This window comes from Neisseria sp. P0018.S001 (assembly GCF_051957355.1).
GTDB lineage: Bacteria > Pseudomonadota > Gammaproteobacteria > Burkholderiales > Neisseriaceae > Neisseria > Neisseria subflava_A.
This window is the reverse complement of the sequence record NZ_JBQCWN010000007.1, coordinates 77,107-98,694: the sequence shown is the minus strand read 5'-3', so window position 1 is coordinate 98,694 and position 21,588 is coordinate 77,107. Positions and strand designations below refer to the sequence as shown.

19 protein-coding genes and 1 tRNA gene are annotated in these 21,588 nt (G+C 47.1%); 15 read left to right on the top strand and 5 right to left on the bottom strand.

Annotated elements, in window-relative coordinates:
* Positions 1 to 4 precede the first annotated feature (4 nt).
* Positions 5 to 1,060 (bottom strand): L,D-transpeptidase, encoded by a 1,056-nt coding sequence (locus tag ACTHTJ_RS06595; RefSeq protein WP_440360876.1) that lies wholly within the window; start codon positions 1,058 to 1,060, stop codon positions 5 to 7.
* 140 nt (positions 1,061 to 1,200) lie between these two features.
* Between ACTHTJ_RS06595 and rlmD the strand changes: the two genes are divergently transcribed.
* The 9 genes from rlmD to ACTHTJ_RS06550 all read left to right on the top strand — a co-directional run bounded on the left by rlmD (position 1,201) and on the right by ACTHTJ_RS06550 (position 9,824).
* On the top strand, positions 1,201 to 2,526 hold the full coding sequence (rlmD, locus tag ACTHTJ_RS06590) for a 23S rRNA (uracil(1939)-C(5))-methyltransferase RlmD (protein ID WP_070584879.1): 1,326 nt from the start codon (positions 1,201 to 1,203) through the stop codon (positions 2,524 to 2,526).
* Positions 2,527 to 2,650: 124 nt separating this feature from the next.
* The gene (locus ACTHTJ_RS06585; RefSeq protein ID WP_070584880.1) at positions 2,651 to 4,126 is read left to right on the top strand and encodes a 23S rRNA methyltransferase; all 1,476 of its coding nucleotides are present in this window, start codon (positions 2,651 to 2,653) and stop codon (positions 4,124 to 4,126) included.
* Between the two features lie 23 nt (positions 4,127 to 4,149).
* Positions 4,150 to 5,253 (top strand): response regulator transcription factor, encoded by a 1,104-nt coding sequence (locus ACTHTJ_RS06580; protein ID WP_070584882.1) that lies wholly within the window; start codon positions 4,150 to 4,152, stop codon positions 5,251 to 5,253.
* Positions 5,254 to 5,263: 10 nt separating this feature from the next.
* Positions 5,264 to 5,800, top strand: a complete 537-nt coding sequence (locus ACTHTJ_RS06575; RefSeq protein ID WP_003748733.1) for a GTP-binding protein — start codon at positions 5,264 to 5,266, stop codon at positions 5,798 to 5,800.
* 1 nt (position 5,801) lies between these two features.
* The gene (locus ACTHTJ_RS06570) at positions 5,802 to 6,443 is read left to right on the top strand and encodes a peptidase M23 (RefSeq protein WP_070584884.1); all 642 of its coding nucleotides are present in this window, start codon (positions 5,802 to 5,804) and stop codon (positions 6,441 to 6,443) included.
* A 39-nt stretch (positions 6,444 to 6,482) separates the two neighbouring features.
* Positions 6,483 to 6,842 (top strand): roadblock/LC7 domain-containing protein, encoded by a 360-nt coding sequence (locus ACTHTJ_RS06565; protein WP_070460119.1) that lies wholly within the window; start codon positions 6,483 to 6,485, stop codon positions 6,840 to 6,842.
* Between the two features lie 96 nt (positions 6,843 to 6,938).
* A tRNA-Asn gene (locus ACTHTJ_RS06560) sits at positions 6,939 to 7,014 on the top strand.
* Positions 7,015 to 7,212: 198 nt separating this feature from the next.
* The gene (locus ACTHTJ_RS06555; RefSeq protein WP_070584886.1) at positions 7,213 to 8,004 is read left to right on the top strand and encodes a fimb protein; all 792 of its coding nucleotides are present in this window, start codon (positions 7,213 to 7,215) and stop codon (positions 8,002 to 8,004) included.
* A gap of 260 nt (positions 8,005 to 8,264) precedes the next feature.
* Positions 8,265 to 9,824 carry a TerC family protein gene (locus tag ACTHTJ_RS06550; protein ID WP_070584888.1) on the top strand — a complete coding sequence of 520 codons (1,560 nt, stop codon included), beginning with the start codon at positions 8,265 to 8,267 and terminating at the stop codon, positions 9,822 to 9,824.
* 63 nt (positions 9,825 to 9,887) lie between these two features.
* Here ACTHTJ_RS06550 and ACTHTJ_RS06545 read toward each other — a convergent pair whose 3' ends face one another.
* Positions 9,888 to 10,991: an anhydro-N-acetylmuramic acid kinase gene (locus tag ACTHTJ_RS06545; RefSeq protein ID WP_070584890.1), complete on the bottom strand. Its 1,104-nt coding sequence runs from the start codon at positions 10,989 to 10,991 to the stop codon at positions 9,888 to 9,890.
* Positions 10,992 to 11,144: 153 nt separating this feature from the next.
* Here ACTHTJ_RS06545 and ACTHTJ_RS06540 point away from each other — a divergent pair, with 153 nt between their 5' ends.
* Positions 11,145 to 12,719, top strand: a complete 1,575-nt coding sequence (locus ACTHTJ_RS06540; protein WP_070584891.1) for an inorganic phosphate transporter — start codon at positions 11,145 to 11,147, stop codon at positions 12,717 to 12,719.
* A 332-nt stretch (positions 12,720 to 13,051) separates the two neighbouring features.
* On the opposite strand, the gene ACTHTJ_RS06535 is transcribed toward ACTHTJ_RS06540, so the two are convergent.
* The 3 genes from ACTHTJ_RS06535 to secA form a co-directional block, all read right to left on the bottom strand.
* Positions 13,052 to 13,489 carry a ProQ/FINO family protein gene (locus ACTHTJ_RS06535; protein ID WP_070584893.1) on the bottom strand — a complete coding sequence of 146 codons (438 nt, stop codon included), beginning with the start codon at positions 13,487 to 13,489 and terminating at the stop codon, positions 13,052 to 13,054.
* A gap of 117 nt (positions 13,490 to 13,606) precedes the next feature.
* Positions 13,607 to 14,707, bottom strand: coding sequence for a chorismate synthase (aroC, locus tag ACTHTJ_RS06530; protein ID WP_070584895.1), 1,101 nt, complete (start codon positions 14,705 to 14,707; stop codon positions 13,607 to 13,609).
* A 132-nt stretch (positions 14,708 to 14,839) separates the two neighbouring features.
* Positions 14,840 to 17,593, bottom strand: coding sequence for a preprotein translocase subunit SecA (gene secA, locus ACTHTJ_RS06525; RefSeq protein ID WP_070584897.1), 2,754 nt, complete (start codon positions 17,591 to 17,593; stop codon positions 14,840 to 14,842).
* Between the two features lie 154 nt (positions 17,594 to 17,747).
* On the opposite strand from secA, the gene ACTHTJ_RS06520 reads away from it, so the two are divergent.
* The 5 genes from ACTHTJ_RS06520 to dapE all read left to right on the top strand — a co-directional run bounded on the left by ACTHTJ_RS06520 (position 17,748) and on the right by dapE (position 21,514).
* Positions 17,748 to 18,170 (top strand): DciA family protein, encoded by a 423-nt coding sequence (locus ACTHTJ_RS06520; protein WP_070584899.1) that lies wholly within the window; start codon positions 17,748 to 17,750, stop codon positions 18,168 to 18,170.
* Positions 18,171 to 18,461: 291 nt separating this feature from the next.
* Positions 18,462 to 19,031 (top strand): azurin, encoded by a 570-nt coding sequence (azu, locus tag ACTHTJ_RS06515; protein WP_070584901.1) that lies wholly within the window; start codon positions 18,462 to 18,464, stop codon positions 19,029 to 19,031.
* 85 nt (positions 19,032 to 19,116) lie between these two features.
* The gene (locus ACTHTJ_RS06510) at positions 19,117 to 19,626 is read left to right on the top strand and encodes a hemerythrin domain-containing protein (RefSeq protein ID WP_070584903.1); all 510 of its coding nucleotides are present in this window, start codon (positions 19,117 to 19,119) and stop codon (positions 19,624 to 19,626) included.
* A gap of 34 nt (positions 19,627 to 19,660) precedes the next feature.
* Positions 19,661 to 20,281 (top strand): glucose-6-phosphate 1-dehydrogenase family protein, encoded by a 621-nt coding sequence (locus ACTHTJ_RS06505; protein WP_063075616.1) that lies wholly within the window; start codon positions 19,661 to 19,663, stop codon positions 20,279 to 20,281.
* 99 nt (positions 20,282 to 20,380) lie between these two features.
* The gene (gene dapE, locus ACTHTJ_RS06500) at positions 20,381 to 21,514 is read left to right on the top strand and encodes a succinyl-diaminopimelate desuccinylase (RefSeq protein ID WP_070584905.1); all 1,134 of its coding nucleotides are present in this window, start codon (positions 20,381 to 20,383) and stop codon (positions 21,512 to 21,514) included.
* Positions 21,515 to 21,588: the final 74 nt, after the last annotated feature.

The following is a 21,588-nucleotide window of genomic DNA, read 5'->3' as shown; positions in this document are numbered from 1 at the left end:
CTGCTTAGAACAGCAAATCTGCCGGTTCGCTGCTTGCCGGAGCACCTTTCACAGGAGCAGAGGCTGGGGCAGTAGCCGGTTCAGAAGCGGCTTTAGGTGCAGAAGCATCGGCCGGAGTGGTTGCCGGTTTGGCAGCTGGTTTTGCCGGTTTCACCGGAGTTGGACGAACGCTTTGTTTCGGTTCGGATGCTGCCTTGTTGGTATCGTCGGTAGCATCGACTTCGATTTCAGTGCCTTGAGGCAATACCACATCTTTAGCAGGAGCCGGTTTCGGCATGACTTTAGGTTTGCTGTAAGCATCCGTGCCGCTGGTCCATGCTAAAGACTTCAAAGGAGATTTGAGTTTTACGCCTTTGGCGCAAGTCAGACAGTTTGCCGCGCCGGTGCGTCCTTTCAGGATTGCATCCACACGCGCGGCAGGAATGGTTTTGCCGTGTGCTTTTGCCCAAGCGGCAATGCTTTTTTTCAGGGCAGCCGTATCAAGGTTTTTCTTGTCGTATGGGTCGCGATAGGCAGCCAGCCACAAGTTTTGGTTGGCATCTTCGTTCAGACTTGCCATTTGATAGATAACGGAGGCAGGAGAACCTGTTGCGATGGTTTTAGCGAATTCCAATGCGTCAGGCGATTTCATGCGCACGCAACCATGGCTGCGGACGCCGGGTACGCTGGCAGGGGCATTGGTGCCGTGAATGCCAAGGCTTAATTTAGGGTCGCCAAGACGGACAAATACCGGGCCTAGCGGATTGTTTGGGCCGGCTGGTACGCTTTTTACGCCGTCATTGCGTTCTTTTTGGATGGATTTAGGGATGTGCCAGACCGGGTTGTAGGCTTTTGCGCCGATTTTATGTTCGCCTAGATTGGTTTGGGTCATGGCTTTGCCGACGGCAACAGGATAAATTTTGCTCAGTTTGCCGTTGTCGTAGAGGAACAAACGCTGTTGCGTAATATTGATAACGACGTGTTGTCCGGAAGAGGCGGGGGAGACGTCTGGAATAAGTGTGTTTGCAGTAGTGGCCGAGGTCAGAAGGGCAGCTGTCAGGCCAAGGAATAATTTTTTCATGTCGTCTTTTTTTTGTAGGGATTGAAATGAAAGTTTTTGGCGCATGATACCTGAAACTCTGTGTTTTTGTGAGAAAATATGCGCTTTCGGTATTGGAAGACAGTCAGACGGCCGGTAAGCGGCTGTCTGACGGAAACGGTATGAGTGTGAAAGAACGGTATCAAGAGGCGGAAGTTTTTTCTTTGGATTATGAGGGCAGGGGTGTTGCCAGAGTCGATGGGAAGACTGTATTCATCGGCGGTGCGCTGCCCGGAGAGCGTGTAACGTTTGCCATTCATAAAGAAAAAAAGCAGTTTGCCGAGGCTCAAGTTGAAAAGGTTTTGAAGGCTTCTTCCGAACGTGTCGAACCAGCCTGTTGCTATTTTGATACATGTGGCGGCTGTTCGCTTCAACATGTTTCTTTTGGAGCGCAAGTTGCGTTAAAGCAACGGATTTTGGAAGAGCAGTTGGAACGGATAGGTAAGGTCAAGCCTGAGATAATTTTGCTCCCTTTATATGGTTACTCCTGGTATTATCGCGATAGAGCACGTTTAAGTGTTTCGATGGATAAGCAAGGCCGTCTGAAACTCGGTTTTCAGGCCAAAAAAAGCCATGATGTCGTCAATATCCGCCATTGCCATATTTTGCCTAAGCATGTGTCCGATAGGTTGCCTGATGTCCGCAATTTGCTGCAAAAGCTGCATGATGACGGTGTGAAAGTGAAATTTGTTGAGTTTTATTGCGGAAAAAATGTGACCGTATTCAACATTCGTTTCGTAAATCAACCGTTTGGACAAATATTAAGCGAATTGCGTAATTGGTTTGATAAGATATTGTCGGGTGCTGAAAAGGCATGGCAAATATGGCTGCAGGATCATGCCGAGTCCTTGCCGTTTTACCCTGAGAACGCGCCTGCCCTGAACTATACTTTTGCTCAATTTGATGTGGAAATGCCTTACAAGCCGGGTGATTTTACGCAGATTAATGCGCAATTGAACGAAGTGATGGTGGCAAGGGCGGTCAGGCTTTTAAACCCTCAAAAAGGGGAGAGGATTGCCGATTTGTTTTGCGGTTTGGGCAATTTTAGTTTGCCGCTGGCAAAAAGTGGTGCATCGGTTGTCGGTATTGAAGGTGCCGATTATTTGGTCGATAGGGCAAGGGAAAATGCACGCCTGAATCGTTGTGCCGAGAATATGACGTTTTCTGTTGCAGACTTGTTCGATACCGATGAAAAAACTGTTGAGTCGTGGGGGCAATTTGACAAGATGTTGCTGGATCCTCCGAGAAACGGGGCTTATGCTGTTGTCAAATCGCTACACAAGCCGTTTTTGCCTCAGAAGATAGTGTATGTTTCGTGCAATCCATCAACATTTGCACGAGATGCCGGTGTCTTGGTTGATAAGGGCTATAAGTTTAAGGCGGTAGGAATCATGAATATGTTTGCACAAACCTCGCATGTTGAATCCATTGGTGTGTTTGAGTTGTAAATTGGTATCAAGTCCTTTATGGGGGTAGGGTTTCTAATGTGAAAATGGGTGCGTTCATGTTATCATCATTCGTTTTGGGAATTAATAGCGTTGAAGTTGCGTGTAAAGCAACAGATGTTAATAAATGCAGTTTGCAGCACAAGACCGGGAGGTGTTCTTGAACTATCAACTTTTAACTATTCTTTTGCTGGTGCTTTTTTTGCTGGTGTTGTTTTTTGTTCGTCATAAACAAAGTAACAATTCAGACAAACAAAGCGCACATGCATCAAAAAGCAGCCGTACATCTGCTGCTCATACAGCCTCCTATGAGGACGGAAGCGACTGGATTGAGAAAGTCAACCAGACAGTTTCCAATGCGGATAATCAAGACTGGGAATGGGGCGGAAGCGGCTCAAACGATGCAACAGCTTCTGTTTCCGCACAAGAAGTGGATCCGCTGACCGAATATCAGGTTTATAAACAGTTTGGCTATGAGAGCAAAGCAGCAGAGTCTTTGGCCGGTTATCTCAATACTTTGGAAGACGGCGCTCCGGAAAAGCTGGTTCATGAATTAATCGGTTTGAATCTGCGGGTCGGTAATATCGACATGCTGGCGGATACACTTGAGCGTCATAGTGCCTCACTTTCAGAAGACAGCGTAGCCGAATACCTGAAAGCCGGTCTGGCTTTGGACTCTACTAACCTGCGCCTGCGTGTTTTTGCCGAGCGTTATCTCGGTTGGAATATGCAGGAAGTGGACCGTCAAATTGGCGAACAAAGCGGTTTGGAAGTTGCTTCCGACGAACATATTGCTTTTGAGAGCGATTCGGTTGAACGCATTGTCGTTCCTGGTATGGGCAAACATGCGCCTATCGTATTAGGTAAGAAAGATTTTGGCGAAATCAGCCCTGAAGAGATGGGTGCGGTTATTGGTTTTGCCAAACCGGAACGCAGTGCAAAAATCCTGAAAGACAAGATTAGCTACGAGACTGCTTTGCATCAATACAACAAAGCAATCCAAACTTCTGCGAAGCCTGCTGGTCTCATTATCGATGCCTTGCGTCTGGATTATCAGAATGAAGAAGTAGGGCAGTTTGCCAAGCATCTGTGGAAGCTTTACCACTCTTTGGGTCAATATGGCCGTCAAGTAAAAGAACGTATGCTTGGTTGGGGTTATAGCCTTGGTTATCACGAAATTTTTGATGATTTGGAAAAAGGGCCGTCTGAACAGCAAATTAAAGAGATTGGCTTGAAACGCGGTTATATCCAGCCAAGTTCTTTGCAGATGAAAGCCAAATATCGTGAGTTGGTTCAAAAAGACTCTTCAGTCATCAGCGCGAGCTCTTCACCTGCAGATGAAGCCGTGAAAGAAGTCGAATCTTTGTTGGCCTATGGTCAGTTGGATTTGGCCATCGGTACTTTGGAACAGGCTGTTTTGCAGTATCCTCAAGAATCGCAGTTGTACATTATCTTGTTTGATTTGTACGAACGCGTTGAAGATTGGGGACGTTTGGAACAATTTCTGCGCTTGTTGCGTGAGCGTGTTGTCAGCCTGCCTGAAGAGGTTGTCTTGGCAATGAGCCGTCTCTTGCAACGAATGAACCAATATTCAAAAAAATAAGATAATCGTAGAAAGTACGAGTGATGAATAATCATTTACCAAAAATTAAAACCATACGGGTTATGTTACAGGAGATGGGTGAGCAACAGCAGGCGGTATTCCGTATGGCATTTAAAATGCACAATACGACGAATTACGTCATCGTTTCCCCTGATTCTGATGAAAAACCGGATTTGGTATTGGTTGATACCGATACTCCGGCAGGTGTAGAAGCTTGGAAAGAGTCGAAGAAAACTTATCCGGAAGTACCTGTGGCTATGTTTTCTTCCGAGTTGCCGACAGTAACGACTCCTTATTTGGCTAAGCCGGTCAAATTTGATACTTTGTTTCCTGTTTTGCGCAGCCTGGCTCAAGGCGGTAATGTTTTTGAGCCGTCTGAGCAACAAGCGGCTGAAGAGAATAAAAGACAATCAAATTCCGATGGCACTAGAAAAGCAACCATTCGCCGATTTAATCCAAATAAAGGCTTGTTGGGCGCGCTGAAATTTGCCAGTCAAGGACATCAAGATGTTGCTGTCTTGCATGAAGGCAAGCCGATATTAATCGTGTTTCCTAGTATTCAGCGTGTACTGTTGACAGTCAGTGCCAATGAGTTGGAGAAATTGTGTAAGAACGATAACTTGGCTGTCGTGTGTAAGGCTGTTCCTGATAATCCTCAATGGAAAGAAAAAGCCAAAGTCACCATTATGTCATGCTTGTGGCAAATGGCTATTTGGACTGCATCAGGCCGTCTGATTTATCCGATGACGCCGCAAACTGTTTTTACACTCAAGCGGTGGCCAAACTTAACCCGTTTGGCACATGTTCCGGAATCTATGCGTCTGTCGGCATTTCTGACGAAAACGTCTGTTAATCTGAACATCCTCTATAAAGTTATGCCTTTAGAAATGCCTGATATTTTGAACTATTTATCGGCAACATATATGACCGGCTTTTTGGCGACAGATACAGAGTTTGCAACTGATGCGAACAATACGCCTTCATTGAACGAACAGATTGATGTGAATAGCAAAGACGTACCTGAAACAGCAATGAGCAAAGAGGCTCAAAAAATTGCCGGTCCGTCGAAAGAACAACCTCGCGGCCTGTTGCAACGCCTGATGCGTAAGTTGCTGGGTAAATCGTAAAGGACACGTCATGAAAGAAAATAAAATTATCTTTACCGGTCCTGTTGGCGTAGGTAAAACCACTGCAATTTCAGCTTTATCTGATGAACCACCGGTTCAAACCGATGCATCCGCATCCGATATGACACTTGTCCGCAAGGGGTACACGACTGTAGCGATGGATTACGGTGTCATTCATTTGGATGAGGAAACCAAGGTCCATCTTTATGGTACGCCTGGTCAGGAGCGTTTTAATTTCATGTGGGAAATTCTGAGCCAAGGCAGTATGGGTTTGGTGCTTCTTTTGGATAATACAAGAAGCAATCCATTGAAAGACTTGCAATTCTTCTTGGATGCATTCCGGGAATTGCTGAAAAAAGCGCCTTTGGTTGTAGGGGTAACGAAGATGGATATCCGATCCTTACCAAGCGTGGATGTTTATCAAAAATATTTAGCACAGAATAATTTTAATGTACCGGTTTTTGAGATTGATGCGCGTCGAGAAGACGATGTAAAACAATTGGTTACTGCCATGTTGTTCTCAATTGACCCCGGATTAGAGGTATAAGATGGAAGCGACACTTTCTTTACAAGCAAATTTATATCCTAAGATTACACCGGCGGGTGCGTATTATGCTGTTTCAAATGATACGCCCAGTGCCAGCAGAACTTTATTGTATGGCCTGTTGCGTGCAGAGCCGTCTGAAACCATCAGCAGCGAAAAAATCTTGGCATGGGCGGATACCAGCGACATCAATACTGCTTTGAACCTGCTGTATCGGCTCCAACGCTTGGAATTTTTGTATGGTGATGAAGAAATCAGCACAGACGATATCCATTTGACTGACGAGCAATTGCCTACATTGTTGGAACAGTTGTCCAATTCTGGCAAAGCTTTATTGGCTGATGAAAACGGTTTGTATTTCGCCAATGCCAATTTTCATCACGAGGCTGCGGAAGAGTTGGGCCTTTTGGCGAGCGAAGTGGCTAAAATGGAAGACAATCACCGTCTTTTGATTCGCAATAACCTGCATATCAATAATAGTGCATGGGGTATTTGTGATCCTTCAGGCCAAAGTGAATTGACCTTTTTCCCTCTGTATATTGGCATGACCAAGCTGATTTTGGTAATTGGCGGAATGCCTGACTTAAATAAAGAGGCTTTTGTTACTTTGGTTAAAGTGCTGTACCACCGATACGGCAGCCGTTGATTTTTGCCTGACCGATATTTATTTTAGAATGGAGCGACTATGCAACAACTATTAATCTCTGTATTAAGCGATTTGAACAATACCTCTGCTGATATCACTGCTTCTGCAGTTATTTCTACAGACGGCCTGCCGATCGCAACCATGCTGCCTTCCCACCTGAATGCAGACCGTGTAGGTGCGATGTCGGCAACGCTTTTGGCATTGGGTAATCGTTCCGTACATGAGTTGGCTTGCGGTGAGTTGGATCAGGTAATGGTTAAAGGTAAAAATGGCTATATTCTGTTGAGTCAAGCAGGTGAAAATGCAGTGTTGGTATTGATGGCAAAAGAAAGCGGTAAATTGGGCTTGATTTTGTTGGATGCGAAACGTGCGGCCAAACAAATTGCTGAAATCTTATAAAGTTTTATAAATTAAAAAGATATAAAATATTTTTGTTTTTATATAGATTGTTGCTTGACAAGTTTCTGATATTTTCTATATAATTCCATCTTTAATTCCCCGATAGCTCAGTCGGTAGAGCGACGGACTGTTAATCCGCAGGTCCCTGGTTCGAGCCCAGGTCGGGGAGCCAAATTTTAAAACCACCATCTTGTATGGTGGTTTTTATTTTATCTATTTATTGGTATTTTAAACATATTAATAATGCGTGGTGAGATGGTTGCAGTTAATGCTTCAATTTTCAGACGGCCTACCAGCATATTTAAATATCTCATTTATTTTTTAAGCTATACATAATATTTATAGAAGAAATAATATCTTGTTGTTATCTATGGAAAACGCACATACATTACATTCTTCACCACGCTTTCGGTTCGCATTAAAAAATGCGGCATGGCATTTGTTGATTAGTCTGATTTTGGCAGGATTGGCCGCTTTGTTGGTATTTGGAGTTTGGTATCCTTATCCGTATGCCGAACTGACAGGCGGATTGGCTTTATATAAACTGGTCATTTCAGTAGATATTGTTTGCGGCCCGTTGCTGACTTTGATTCTTGCCAGCCCGAGCAAGAAACTTAAAGAGAGGATTATTGATTTTTCCTTAATCGGCATGATTCAGCTGGTTGCTTTAATTTATGGTTTGTACAACGTATCTTTGGCGCGTCCAGTGGTTTCCGCATTCGAAACCGATAGGATAAATGTGGTAACTGCTGCAGAAATTGATGTAAATGATTTGAGCCATGCTCCGAAGGATTTGCAGGATTTATCTTGGTTTGGTGTGCGCCGTGTTGGGTTGCGTGAAGCAACGAGTCCGGATGAGGCTAACCAAAGTCTTGATTTGTCTTTGAAAGGCATTGAACCGAGTATGAGGCCTTCTTGGTGGTTGCCAGATTCGCAGCAGGAACGTGAGAAAATTCGTAAAGCAATGAAACCGTTGTCTGTCTTGGCAAAAGCCCGTGGCATGAATGAGGAGTCAATTTTGGAACAGGCTTCGCTGAGAAATGATGGGAAAGAGCTGTATTTCTTGTCATTTACCAGTGCACGAAGTAAAGAATGGGTTGTGATATTGAATGAGCAGGCAGATTTTTTGGGTTATGCACCGATTGATGGTTTTATCAAGTAAGAAAAGGCCGTCTGAAAGCTGGTAAGTGATGGTATAGGCTGTTTTTAAAAGAAAATATGCTGTCAGATTTTGCCTTTCTTTCGTCAAACTGATAAACTGTTTGCCATTATTGTTGATCGAGGCATAAATTTTTCATGAAAGACGCAGAGCAGAGTAGTTGTTATACCGCTTCTTTCCCTTTATTTATGTCCAAACTTTGGCAGTCTGTCCGTTTTAAGCGGAACGGCTGCCTTTTTGTATTTTAAAGGAACACAATCATTATGGATTTCAGTTGGTTGGCAGAGCCGCATACTTGGATAGGCTTTGCCACGCTTCTGGTTTTGGAAGTTGTTTTAGGTATTGATAACCTTGTTTTCGTAGCGATTTTGGCAAACAAGGTCAAACCGTTGCAACGGGATAAGGCACGGATAACGGGCTTGGGTTTGGCCGTTGTTATTCGGATTTTCATGCTGGGCTTTATGGCGCACATCATGACGCTGACGCGTCCTTTGTTTGAGTTGGGCGGCCTGGAGATTTCCGGTAAAGACATGATTATGTTTGCCGGCGGTATTTTCCTGCTTTATAAAGCGACTACCGAGCTGCACGAACGACTTGAAGGCCACAATCAATTTGCTGTTGCTGAAGGGCAGAAGAAGCATTCTTCTTTTTGGGGCGTTGTGGCGCAAATTTTGATTTTGGATGCGGTTTTCTCTATCGATTCTGTTATTACGGCAGTGGCGATGGTGGATCATATTGTGGTGGCAATGGGGGCGGTTGTTGTAGCGATGACTGTGATGATTTCTGCCAGCAAACCGTTGACTGCCTTTGTGGACAAGCATCCGACCGTTGTGATGTTGTGTCTGGGTTTCTTGTTGATGATTGGTTTCAGCCTGATTGCGGAAGCCTTCCATTTCCATATTCCGAAAGGCTATTTGTATGCGGCGATCGGCTTCTCGATTTTGATCGAACTGTTTAATCAGGTTTCGCAAAAGAATGCCCGCAAAAATGACTACATCAGCACTTCTTGGCGTAAGCGCACCGCTGAAAATGTGTTGGGTATGATGGGTATCCGCGAAAGCATTTTGGCAAAAGCAGGCGATAATGGCGGCGATGACGAGCATTTTGAAGAAAACGAAAAATCCATGATTCGCAGCGTGCTGACTTTGGCGGAGCGTCCGATTATGGGCGTGATGATTCCGCGTCGGGAAATCGAGAAATTGGATATTTCCCAAAGTCGGGAAGAACAAAATGCGCAGTTGAAAAATACGCCGTATAGCCGTTTGTTGGTTGTCGGTAAGGCAGGTGTAGATGAGCCTTTGGGCTATATCAGTAAAAAAGATTTGCTGAACCAGCTGCTTGAATCGGGTGAAATCAATATTCAGACGGCCTTGCGCCAGCCGTTGATTTTGCCGGACAGTACGACAGCGTTGAATGCGATTGAATTGTTCCGTCAAAGCAGCGCGGATTATGCGTTGGTGGTGGATGAGTTTGGCGCGGTGTTGGGTATGGTGACCATGAAAGATTTGTTGGAAACCATTGCCGGTGAATTCCCTGAAGAGTTTGAGCGTGAGGAAGAAGAAGCTGCTCCGGCCAGTCAGGATGAAACGCTGTCTGTGGATGGTGCATTGGAGTATGTGGAATTGGCTTCTCAGCTAAATCTGCCTGCTCAAAAAGAAGATGCGGACTTCCATACCGTTGCCGGCTTGATTATGGAAGAATTGCAAAGTATTCCTGATGTGGGCGACTTCATCAATTACCATGGCTGGCGTTTTGAAGTGGTTGAGAAGGACGGGCAACGGATTGCCCGTGTAAAAATCAATCGTTTGCCGGAAGAAGAATAAGTAAAGACTAATATAGTAAAGGCCGTCTGAAAATGTTCAGACGGCCTTTTTATTGATTCAACTTTAGTTGCCGTAATGTCCTGAGCCTAAAATTCGGTGTGAATGTGCGCCGGTTGCATGGTGGGGATTGCTCGGGACTTGATTGCACCAACAGGCTGCAAGCCAGGCAAAAGCGGCAGCTTCGACCCATTGCGGGTCAAGATGGAGCTTGGCTGTGCTGTGCAATTTGGTGACGGGAGAAAACAGGGTTTCCAAGTCTTGCATCAAAACCGGATTGCGAATGCCACCGCCGCAGATATAAAGATGATGAATCGCCGGCGCAGCTTGTTTGGTCGCATCAAAAATAGTTTGTGAAGTATAAAAGACCAATGTGCGTATCACATCTTCCGGTTTTTCATTACCTTTCAGACGGCCTTGAAGCCAGCTTAGGGAAAACAACTCTCGGCCTGTACTTTTCGGATAAGGGCGGCTGAAGTAAGGATGGTCGAGCAGGGACGCAAGCAAGTCAGGGAGGATTTTGCCTTGTGCGGCTTTTTCCCCGTTTTTGTCGTAAGGCTGCTGCCAGATATGTTGCATCCATGCATCCATCAGCATATTTCCGGGGCCGGTATCGAAGCCGAAAGAAGGGCTGTCGGGCGGGAGGATGCTGATATTGGAAATGCCGCCAATGTTGAGTACGGCACGGGTTTCATTCGCATCTTGAAACAGCGCTTCGTGAAAAGCGGGGACGAGGGGCGCACCTTGACCATTGCAGGCAAGGTCGCGGCTGCGGAAGTCGCCGACCGTGAAAATGCCGGTCAGTTCGGCCAATAGGGGGAGGTTGACCAGTTGAATGCTGTAACCGTGTTCAGGCGCATGGCGGATGGTTTGTCCGTGGCAGCCGATTGCGGCAATGTCTTTGGCCGACAGGTTTTGTGCTACCAATAGTTGCTGGACGGTTTGGGCATATAGGCGGCTGAGTGTTTGCGCCAGGATATTGCTTCTGTGCAATTCATTTTCGCCTATGTCTTGCAGTGCCAACAATTCTTGGCGCAGGCCGTCTGAATAGGGTAGAAAGCTGTGGGCAACGGCGCGTTGCCATTGCTTGCCTTGCATTTGAATCAGTACGGCATCGGCACCGTCCATGCTGGTTCCTGACATGATGCCGATATAGTATTGGGGTTGCATTTCGGTTACAGAAAGAGAAGGTAAAACGACATTTTAACGCCTTTTGACGTTTTTACGGGAATTTCGGCATTTAATGTAAATAGTTGGTGCAAGAAAGATTACAAAAAGGTTAAAATAACGTGACTCAACATGTTTTCCAAAAGGAAACTTTCCATGGCTCAAACTCAGTCGAGTGCGAACTTGAAGCTGATTAATACGGTTTTTGCCGCTATGCTTGTGAGCATGGTCGGCTATTTTATTTATTGGGGCCTGGGTTATACCCATTACAACCACTCCGGCCTGTTTATCCTTGCTACCTTTTTCGGCGTCTTCATGGCGTTTAATGTGGGTGGCAACGATATTGCCAACTCTTTCGGTACAAGTGTCGGCTCCGGCACATTGACCATTCCGCAAGCTTTGCTGATTGCGGCAGTATTTGAAGTCAGCGGCGCAGTGATTGCCGGTGGCGAGGTAACAGATACCATCCGTAAGGGCATTGTCGATTTGAATGGCATGCATCTGGATCCGATGCAGTTTGTCTTTATTATGATGTCTGCGCTTTTGGCTGCGGCATTGTGGCTGCTTTTCGCATCGCGCAAAGGCCTACCGGTTTCTACGACACACGCCATTATCGGCGGTATTGTCGGTAGCGCCCTGTGTATGGCGGCATTGAACGGTGTGGATTCTGTTGCGCTGATTCAATGGGACAAGTTGGGCGAAATTGCCTTGTCTTGGATTTTGTCTCCGGTATTGGGCGGCATCGTTTCCTATCTGTTGTTTTCACGAATTAAGAAAAACGTTTTGGACTACAACTCTTGGGCCGATAATACGCTCAAAGGCATCAAGTTGGAGAAGAAAGCCTATAAAGAAGAACACCGCCTGTTTTTTGAAGCCTTGAGTGAATCTGAAAAAGTCGAATACGCCACCAAAATGGCGCACGATGCCCAAATTTATGATGAGCCGGACTTTGATCCTGAAGAATTGCAGTCTGAGTATTATCGCGGTCTGCACCGCTTTGACAGCCGTAAGGGCGAAGTAGATTCTTACAAAGCCCTGCATTCCTGGGTACCGTTTATTGCTTCTGTCGGCGGTATGATGATTGCGGCCATGTTGATTTTCAAAGGTCTGAAAAATCTGCATTTGGGCATGAGCAACGTCAACAGCTTCCTGACCATTTTCATGATCGGCGCGGCTATTTGGATGGGTACGTTTGTATTTGCCAAAAGTTTGAAACGCAAAGATTTGGATAAATCGACTTTCCAAATGTTCTCATGGATGCAGGTATTTACCGCTTGCGGTTTCGCATTCAGCCATGGTGCGAACGATATTGCCAATGCGATTGGTCCGTTTGCCGCGATTATGGATGTGTTGCGTACCAACAGCATTACCGCTCAAAACGCCGTGCCGCCAATTGCCATGTTGACTTTCGGTATCGCTTTGATCGTCGGCTTATGGTTTGTCGGCAAAGAAGTGATTAAAACCGTAGGCACCAGCTTGGCAGAAATGCACCCCGCGTCAGGTTTTTCTGCAGAGCTTTCTGCTGCCGCTGTTGTGATGGCCGCATCATTTATGGGCTTGCCTGTTTCCAGTACCCATATCTTGGTGGGTGCAGTTTTGGGTATCGGCTTGGTTAACCGCAATGCTAACTGGAAATTGATGAAACCGATCGGCCTTGCTTGGGTAATTACCTTGCCTGCAGCTGCCGTTTTGTCTGTTGTCAGCTATTTGGTTTTGCAAGCCGTGTTTTAATTGATTATTTGATTTAAAAAGGCCGTCTGAAAGATATTTCAGACGGCCTTTTATGTTTATAAGAGGAGATTTTAATTTGCTTTAATGTTGAACAAATAATGCTGTTCAATGTTTGAACTGATACAAGAATAATCAAGGTAATAGAGAAATACCTTATTGGGAATAGCTTAGAAAAGATTTTGGTTCGTAGTGAGGGCAAATAAAGCTATTTTTAATCAGCCCACTATAAGGTTAAGGTAATAAAAAAAGCCCCAATTCATCGACGTTAAAGATGTCGTATTGAATTGGGGTCTCTATTTATTTAGTGCAAGCCTTATCAGGCCGTCTGAACATTATTCAGCAGCTTCGTTGGTTTCAGCTTGTACAGGAGCTGTTTCTGCTTCAGCGGTAGCCTTAGCGGCTTGGCGTTCGGCTTGTGCAGCCAATGCCTGTTGAACGGCTGGGTGCTGTTGGGCAATGGTTTGTTCTTCTGTACTGACTTCGCCTTTGAAGCGGTTGTTCAAGTCAAAACGTTTGCCGCCGCGAGCCAGGGCTTTCAGATAGCGCGGACGGCGGCAGTGGTTGGCCAGTACGCGTGCAATCAGTGCTGGGTCGTATTGGGGCAGGGCGGCAACCAAGTCTTGGTCGATACCGACGGCCAACGGTTTGAATCGTTTGAATACATCATATTTGCCGTAAATGTGGTCGGCAATCATGTCTGTCTGTTTTTTCTTGCTCATGGTTTGGACGGCAGATTTCAGCGCAGCGCCCAAAGCGGTTTCTTGTGCCATTGCGGTTGTATTCCTCTAATATAAATCCGTATTTTCGTCATACGGCAATAAGGTGCTATTGTAGTATAAAGACTGTGATTTGGCTAAATTTTTCTGAGAATATTCAGAAATAAACGGTTATTTTTCCAATTTGGCAATGTCTGGTGTATTAACCTGAACATCGGCATTTTGCGCACGATGGCGTAAGGCGTGGTCAATCAATACCAATGCCAGCATGGCTTCTGCAATCGGAGCAGCGCGTAATCCGACGCAGGGATCGTGGCGGCCGTGTGTGGCAAGCTCGACAGGATTGCCTTCTATATCGATGCTGCGGCGCGGTGTGGCGATGGAACTGGTCGGTTTGATGGCAATATTCACATGAATGTCTTGTCCGGTGCTGATGCCGCCCAAGATGCCACCTGAGTGCTTGGATAAAAAACCTTGAGGCGTGAGCTCGTCGCCATGCTCGCTGCCGCGTTGCGTCACACTATCAAAACCTGCACCGATTTCTACGCCTTTGACGGCATTGATGCCCATCATGGCGTAGGCAATTTCTGCATCGAGGCGGTCAAAAACCGGTTCACCCAAGCCGACGGGGACGTTAACCGCTTCGATATGAAGTTTTGCGCCGACAGAATCCAATGATTTGCGCACGCTGTCCATATAGTTTTCTAAGTCCTCAATTTGGCTTTGGTTTGCTGCAAAAAAAGGATTTTGGGAAATATGTTCGTAGCCTTCAAACTGGATTTCTTGTTCGCCGACTTGGGTAACGTAGGCGGTGATTTCCGTGCCGAATTTTTCTTTCAGCCATTTTTTTGCAACTGCTCCGGCTGCAACGCGGGCAGCGGTTTCGCGGGCAGAACTTCTACCGCCGCCGCGATAGTCGCGTGTACCGTATTTGTGCCAGTAGGTGTAATCGGCATGTCCGGGGCGGAAGCTGGTGGCGATATTGCCATAGTCTTTGCTGCGTTGGTCGGTATTGCAAATTAGGAGGGCGATAGGTGTACCGGTGGTTTTGCCTTCGAATACGCCGGAGAGGATTTCGACTTGGTCGGCTTCGCGGCGTTGTGTAACGTGGCGGCTGGTGCCGGGTTTGCGGCGGTCAAGGTCAAGCTGGATATCCGCTTCGCTCAATTCTAATCCGGGCGGGCAGCCGTCAATGATGCAGCCCAAGCCTGCGCCGTGGCTTTCGCCGAAAGTGGTAACGGTAAAGATTTGTCCGAAGGTATTGCCTGCCATAGGGATACTCTTTTGAAATTGGGTTTGGAAATTTTTTGCTTATTTGGATAATTCTCAGGCCGTCTGAACAGATGTGAGAACGAAATCAAAGATTCTTGTTTCACCGTTCAGACGGCCTTTTGAGATGACTGCTTAGTTCAATTTACCGTGGCACTGTTTGTATTTCAGGCCGCTGCCGCAAGGGCAAGGATCGTTGCGGTGAACAATCAGGCCGTTTTGTGCAAGCGCTTCAGGGCTGAAGTCTGTGCCGTCAGGGTCGAACGCTTCGGTAACCAAATCGGTTTGCGATTGACCGAGCAATTCTTCCATATCAGGCGCATCGGAGTGGACGGTTTGAACATCGCTGACGCTTTGTGCGGCAGTGTGGTCGTATTCACTGTTGCGCTCGATTTGAACGGCGGTCAGCAAAGCGGCAATGTTTTGTTTGATGCCGCGCCACAGGTTTTCAAACATGGCGAAAGCTTCGCGTTTGTATTCCTGTTTAGGATTTTTCTGAGCATAGCTGCGCAGATGGATACCTTGGCGCAAGTAGTCCATGGCGGCGAGGTGTTCGCGCCATTGGTTGTCGATGACTTGCAGCATAACATTGCGTTCGAAGTCAGACATAGCCTGTTTGCCGACCAATTCGACTTTTTCGGCATACTCGTCTTCGATGCGCTTGATGAGGCGTTCTTTAATGTCTTGGTTGTCCAAAGTGCTGTCTTCTTTCAGCCAGCCTTTAATATCGACATGCAGGCGGAAATCGGCGGCAAGTTGGTGTTCCAGTGCCGGAATGTCCCATTGCTCTTCCATGCTGTCAGGCGGGATGTGGTAATCAACCAAGTCGCTGATAACGTCGGCGCGGATTTCGCGGGTCAAATCGCTGACGTCTGTGCTGGTCAGGATTTCGTTACGTTGATGGTAAATCACTTTACGTTGGTCATTAGCAACGTCATCGTATTCCAAAACTTGTTTACGCATATCGAAGTTGCGGCCTTCGACTTTACGTTGTGCGCCTTCGATTTGACGGGTCAGAAGGCCGTGTTCGATGGCAACGCCGCGCTCAGGAGCCAAGCGGTTGAGGATGGCGGCGGCACGGTCGAGTGCAAAGAGACGCAATAATGGGTCTTCAAACGACAGATAGAAACGGCTGGAGCCGGGGTCGCCCTGACGGCCCGCGCGACCGCGCAACTGGTTGTCGATACGGCGGCTTTCGTGGCGTTCGGTACCGATAATGTGCAAACCGCCTGCAGCCACAACTTGGTCATGTTCGGTTTGCCAACCGCTTTCAAGGGCAGAAATTTGCGCTTGTTTCTGCTGTTCACTCAAGGTTTCATCGGCACGGATGGCTTCAATTTGATGTTTGAGGTTGCCGCCCAAGACAATATCGGTACCGCGGCCGGCCATATTGGTGGCAACGGTAATCGCGCCGACTTTACCGGCTTGAGCCACAATCAATGCCTCGCGCTCGTGTTCTTTGGCGTTCAGAACGTTATGCGGCAGACCTGCTTCGTATAACAAGCGGGAAACCAGTTCGGAGTTTTCGATGCTGGTTGTGCCGACCAAAACCGGTTGGCCGTTTTTGTGGCATTCGGCGATGTCTTTGACGACGGCTTCGAATTTTTCTTCGGCTGAGCGGAAGATTTGGTCGTTGAAGTCTTTACGTTGTACAGGACGGTTGGTCGGGATGATGACGGTTTCGAGGTTGTAAATGCTTTGGAACTCGAAGGCTTCGGTGTCGGCCGTACCGGTCATGCCGGACAGCTTACTGTACAGGCGGAAGTAGTTTTGGAAGGTAATAGAGGCAAGCGTTTGGTTTTCGCGTTTGATTTCTACACCTTCTTTGGCTTCAACAGCTTGGTGCAAGCCTTCGGACCAGCGGCGGCCGGCCATCAGACGGCCTGTGAATTCGTCCACAATCACGATTTCGCCGTCTTGGATAACGTAGTGTTGGTCTTTGTGGAACAGGGTGTGCGCGCGCAATGCAGCCATGAGGTGGTGCATCAGGGAAATATTGGCGGCAGAGTAGAGCGAATCGTTTTCCTGCAATAAGCCCATTTGGGTCAGGATTTGCTCGGCGTGTTCGTGACCGGCTTCGCTCAGGATAACTTGGTGTGCTTTTTCATCTACCCAGTAATCGCCTTCGCCTTCTTCGGTTTCTTGGCGGATAAGGTGGGCAGGAACGGCGTTCATCACACGGTAGAGCTGGATGTTGTCATCCGCCTGGCCGGAAATAATCAGCGGCGTACGCGCTTCGTCAATCAAAATGGAGTCCACTTCGTCGACTACGGCAAAGTTTAATTCGCGTTGAACTTTGTCGTATTGGTCGGTAACCATATTGTCGCGCAGGTAGTCGAAACCGAATTCGTTGTTTGTACCGTAAGTAATGTCGGCACCATAAGCGGTTTGGCGTTCAAAAGGTTGCAAATCGGCTACGATCACGCCGACGCTCAAACCTAAGAAGTTGTACAGCGGCTCCATAATGCTCGCGTCACGGGAGGCGAGGTAGTCGTTGACGGTAACGATGTGTACGCCTTTTCCTGACAATGCATTCAGGTAAACGGCAAGGGTAGCCACCAGTGTTTTACCTTCACCGGTACGCATTTCGGCGATTTTGCCGTTGTGCAGGACCATACCGCCGATCAGCTGTACATCGAAGTGGCGCATGCCCAATACGCGTCGGGATGCCTCGCGGCAGACGGCAAAGGCTTCGACCAAGATGTCGTCCAGGCTTTGTCCGTCGGCGAGACGTTGTTTGAATTCGGCTGTTTTAGCTTGCAGTTCTGCATCGCTCAATGCCTGCATTTGTTTCTCAAGCGCGTTGATTTTGGCAACGGATTTACGATATTGTTTCAGCAGGCGGTCGTTGCGGCTGCCGAAGATTTTCTTAGCAATGTTTGTCAGCATGAATAATTCCTGCGCCTTGATATAATAGTGGGCGAAATTGGGATTTTAACACAAGCGCTTGTATAACGCGGTAATGCTGTTTGAAATAAAGGCGGTTTTGCTGTATTTCAATTGTAATTGTTTGGTTAATTTACTGAGAGGACGTCTGAAATATATGGATTTAGCACAATTAGGCAAGCGCGATCATTTACTGGCGGGCTTGTTGCAACAATCGCAACAATGGCGGAAATTGGATGCAAAAGTCAAAACGGTTTTGCCGGCCAACCTGCATCCGCATTTTCAGACGGCCTGCGTAGAAGACGGAAGATTGGTTTTGCTTGCTGCCAACAATATGGCTGCTTCGCGTTTAAAAATGATCCTGCCTGCCATGCTGCCCAAGTTGCAAACATTGCATGCAGGGGTAAGGGAAGTGGTGGTCAGGGTAGTTCCCAAGCCTCCGGCTCAGCCGAAAACCAATAGTTTGCGATTGAGCGAGGCAGCTTTAGACAGTTTTGACGAGGCGGCAGCCAAATTGGAAGGCAAACATCCCGAATTGGCGGCGGCATTGGCAGAATTGGTACGCAAGCACAGTCGTTAAAATTATGTCAGATGAGATTATTGTTAATAAATGTTAAAACTTATTTCATTCGGATGATAGTATCTAATACTAAAGAAATACGACCTAGAAAGTATCTGTTTTCTTTTAGGTAAACTGATGTAAACTTGGCTTGAAACTTTGATTTCGTGTGAAGTTTGTAGCAAAATAACGCCTGAATTTCACATCACGCTATGCGGATAAATTTTAGTTTGGCGTTTGCCTTTTATTAATATATTCGTGTGGTGCTATTAATAGAACTTAACAAAACTCTCATCATTAGGAGATACATCAATGAAAGCTTATCTGGCTCTGATTTCCGCTGCCGTTATCGGCTTGGCTGCATGCTCTCAAGAAGCTGCAAAACCTGCTGAAGCCCCTGCTGCTTCCGAAGCTGCTCCTGCAGAAACTACTGCACCTGCTGATGCAGCTCCTGCTTCTGAAGCCGCTCCAGCCGACGCTGCCGCTGCTCCTGCTGCCGGCAACTGCGCGACTACTGTTGAAGCCAACGACGCTATGCAGTTCAATACTAAAGAAATCCAAGTAAGCAAAGCTTGTAAAGAATTCACCATCACTTTGAAACACACCGGTACCCAACCTAAAGCCAGCATGGGTCACAACATTGTTATCGGTAAAACTGAAGACATGGACGGTATTTTCAAAGATGGCGTTGGCGCAGCTGACACTGACTATGTTAAATCTGATGATGCACGCGTTGTTGCCCACACCAAACTGATCGGTGGCGGCGAAGAATCTTCTTTGACTCTGGATCCTGCCAAACTGGCTGACGGCGAATACAAATTCGCTTGTACCTTCCCAGGTCACGGCGCTTTGATGAACGGTAAAGTTACTTTGGTTGACTAATCCGCCTCAAGCTCGAAAACAGACAGCCTGCCTTGCGCAGGCTGTTTTGTTATAATCTGGAAACATTAATTTAAGAATAAAACCTATGAATCCGTTTGAAACCAAAAGCGTTACTTTTGCCGAACCCATTGAAATGCTATACGCCTGCCACGGCAAAGTGCGCCGTTTCTGCAATCAGGTTGCCATGTTGTCGGACTATATTGCCGAAAACGGCTGCAATCAGGTTGTTTTGCAAACCATCCGCCAAATTGCCCAGTATTTCAACGTTGCCGCGCCGTTGCACCATGAAGATGAAGAAGAAAACTTCTTTCCGCTTTTATTGCAATATGCGCCGCAAGCCCAAGAAAGCGTTGACGAGCTGTTGCGCCAACATGTCAGTCTGCATAGTAACTGGGACGGCGTAGCGGCTGAATTTGCCAAGCTTGAAGCGGACAACGCCTATATCCCCGATGCCGAAGCATTCAAACGTTTTGTCGCAGGATATGATGTTCATCTGGCGATTGAAGAGCCGCTGTTTGATATGGGCAAAACCTTTATCCCCAAAGAAAAATTAACCGAAATCGGCGAAATTATGGCCGCACGCCGCCGCAAATAAGGCCGTCTGAAACAATCGTCTCAAGGAATACACTATGCTGACCCCAAAAAGTTGCGATTTGTTCAATATCCCTTTTTTCCAGTTTTCCCAGCTTAAAAAATACCAGCCTGAAAGCATTCCTCAAATCAAGGCAGACTATAAAGAAAACTGGCAGGTATGGCAGCAGCTGATCCAGCAGGTTGCCGCTGAATTGGGTGCGCCGTTTGCGCCGCCGCATATCGAACGCTGGTGTAACGGCTGGCAGGTCCGCGCTCATTTCTTTGCCTATTTCAAATACGAACAATATAAAAATTCCGCAGCGATTTTATCGATTTTGCTCAACCGTCGCCGGTTGAGTGTTAGCTTGGATTGGCACTGCTATAAAGCCGATGTTTCCCCCATCGCGCTGCCTGATTACAACCGCTGGCTGGATAATTTTGATACTGAAAAATACGCTTCATTCGATATGTGGCATGGTGCGGAAAGCGAATATGACGATTATCGTACCGTTGCCCAACAAAGCGACGGCGATAGAAAGCTTCGAGACGACAAAGATTTCTTCTGTATCGGGAAACACATCGAACGCGATGATTTGGGTAAGCAGGATGTCGTGAAATGGATAGTGGAAACAGTGGAAGACTTACTACCGCTTTACGAAGCTTGTCATGGAAAATAACTTAGGACGCAGAAAGACAAACTGCCCATAATAAACTCAAGGCCGTCTGAAAATTATATTCAGAACGTTTCAGACGGCCTGTTTCTCAAAGTGAACAAAATGACCGAAACCCAATCCCTAGAACTCGCCAAAGCGTTGATTTCCCGCCCGTCCGTTACCCCCGACGACCGAGATTGCCAAAAACTGCTTGCCGAACGCCTGCAAAAAATCGGTTTTGCCGTAGAAGAGCTTTATTTTGGCGACACCAAAAATGTTTGGTTGCGCCGAGGTACGCAGGCTCCGGTGTTCTGCTTTGCCGGACATACCGACGTCGTGCCAACAGGCCCCGTTGAAAAATGGGATTCGCCACCGTTTGAACCGACCGAGCGTGAAGGCCGTCTGTATGGCCGCGGTGCGGCGGACATGAAAACCAGCATTGCCTGTTTCGTTACCGCCTGCGAGCGTTTCGTTGCCGAAAATCCTAATCATCAAGGCAGCATCGCGCTTCTGATTACTTCCGACGAAGAGGGCGATGCATTGGACGGCACAACCAAAGTTGTTGATATATTGAAAGCGCGCGGCGAGTTGATTGATTACTGTATCGTCGGCGAACCGACTGCCGTAGATAAATTGGGCGATATGTTGAAAAATGGCCGCCGCGGCTCGCTGTCGGGCAACTTGACTGTCAAAGGCAAGCAAGGCCATATTGCCTATCCGCATTTGGCAATCAATCCCGTCCATACTTTTGCTCCAGCCTTGCTGGAGCTGACACAAGAAGTCTGGGACGAGGGCAACGAATACTTTCCGCCGACCAGTTTCCAAATTTCCAATATTAACGGCGGCACAGGCGCGACCAATGTGATTCCGGGCGAGCTAAACGTCAAATTCAATTTCCGTTTCTCTACCGAGTCTACTGAAGAAGGGCTGAAACAACGCGTTCATACCATTTTGGATAAACACGGCGTGCAATATGATTTGCAGTGGTCTTGTTCAGGTCAACCGTTCCTGACTCAGGCAGGAAAACTGACCGATGTGGCACGCGAAGCCATTGCCGAGATTTGTGGCATTGAGGCCGAATTGTCCACCACCGGCGGCACTTCGGACGGACGCTTCATCAAGGCCATTGCCAAAGAACTCATCGAATTAGGCCCGTCCAACGCGACCATCCACCAAATCAACGAAAACGTACGTTTGGAAGATATTCCGAAGCTGTCGGCAGTGTATGAAGGTATGTTGAAACGCTTGTTGAAGTGAAAAGGCCGTCTGAAAAAGATAGAGTAGATCGTTTCATTGTCAATTTTTTTAGAAATGAAAGATCAATTTTCGAG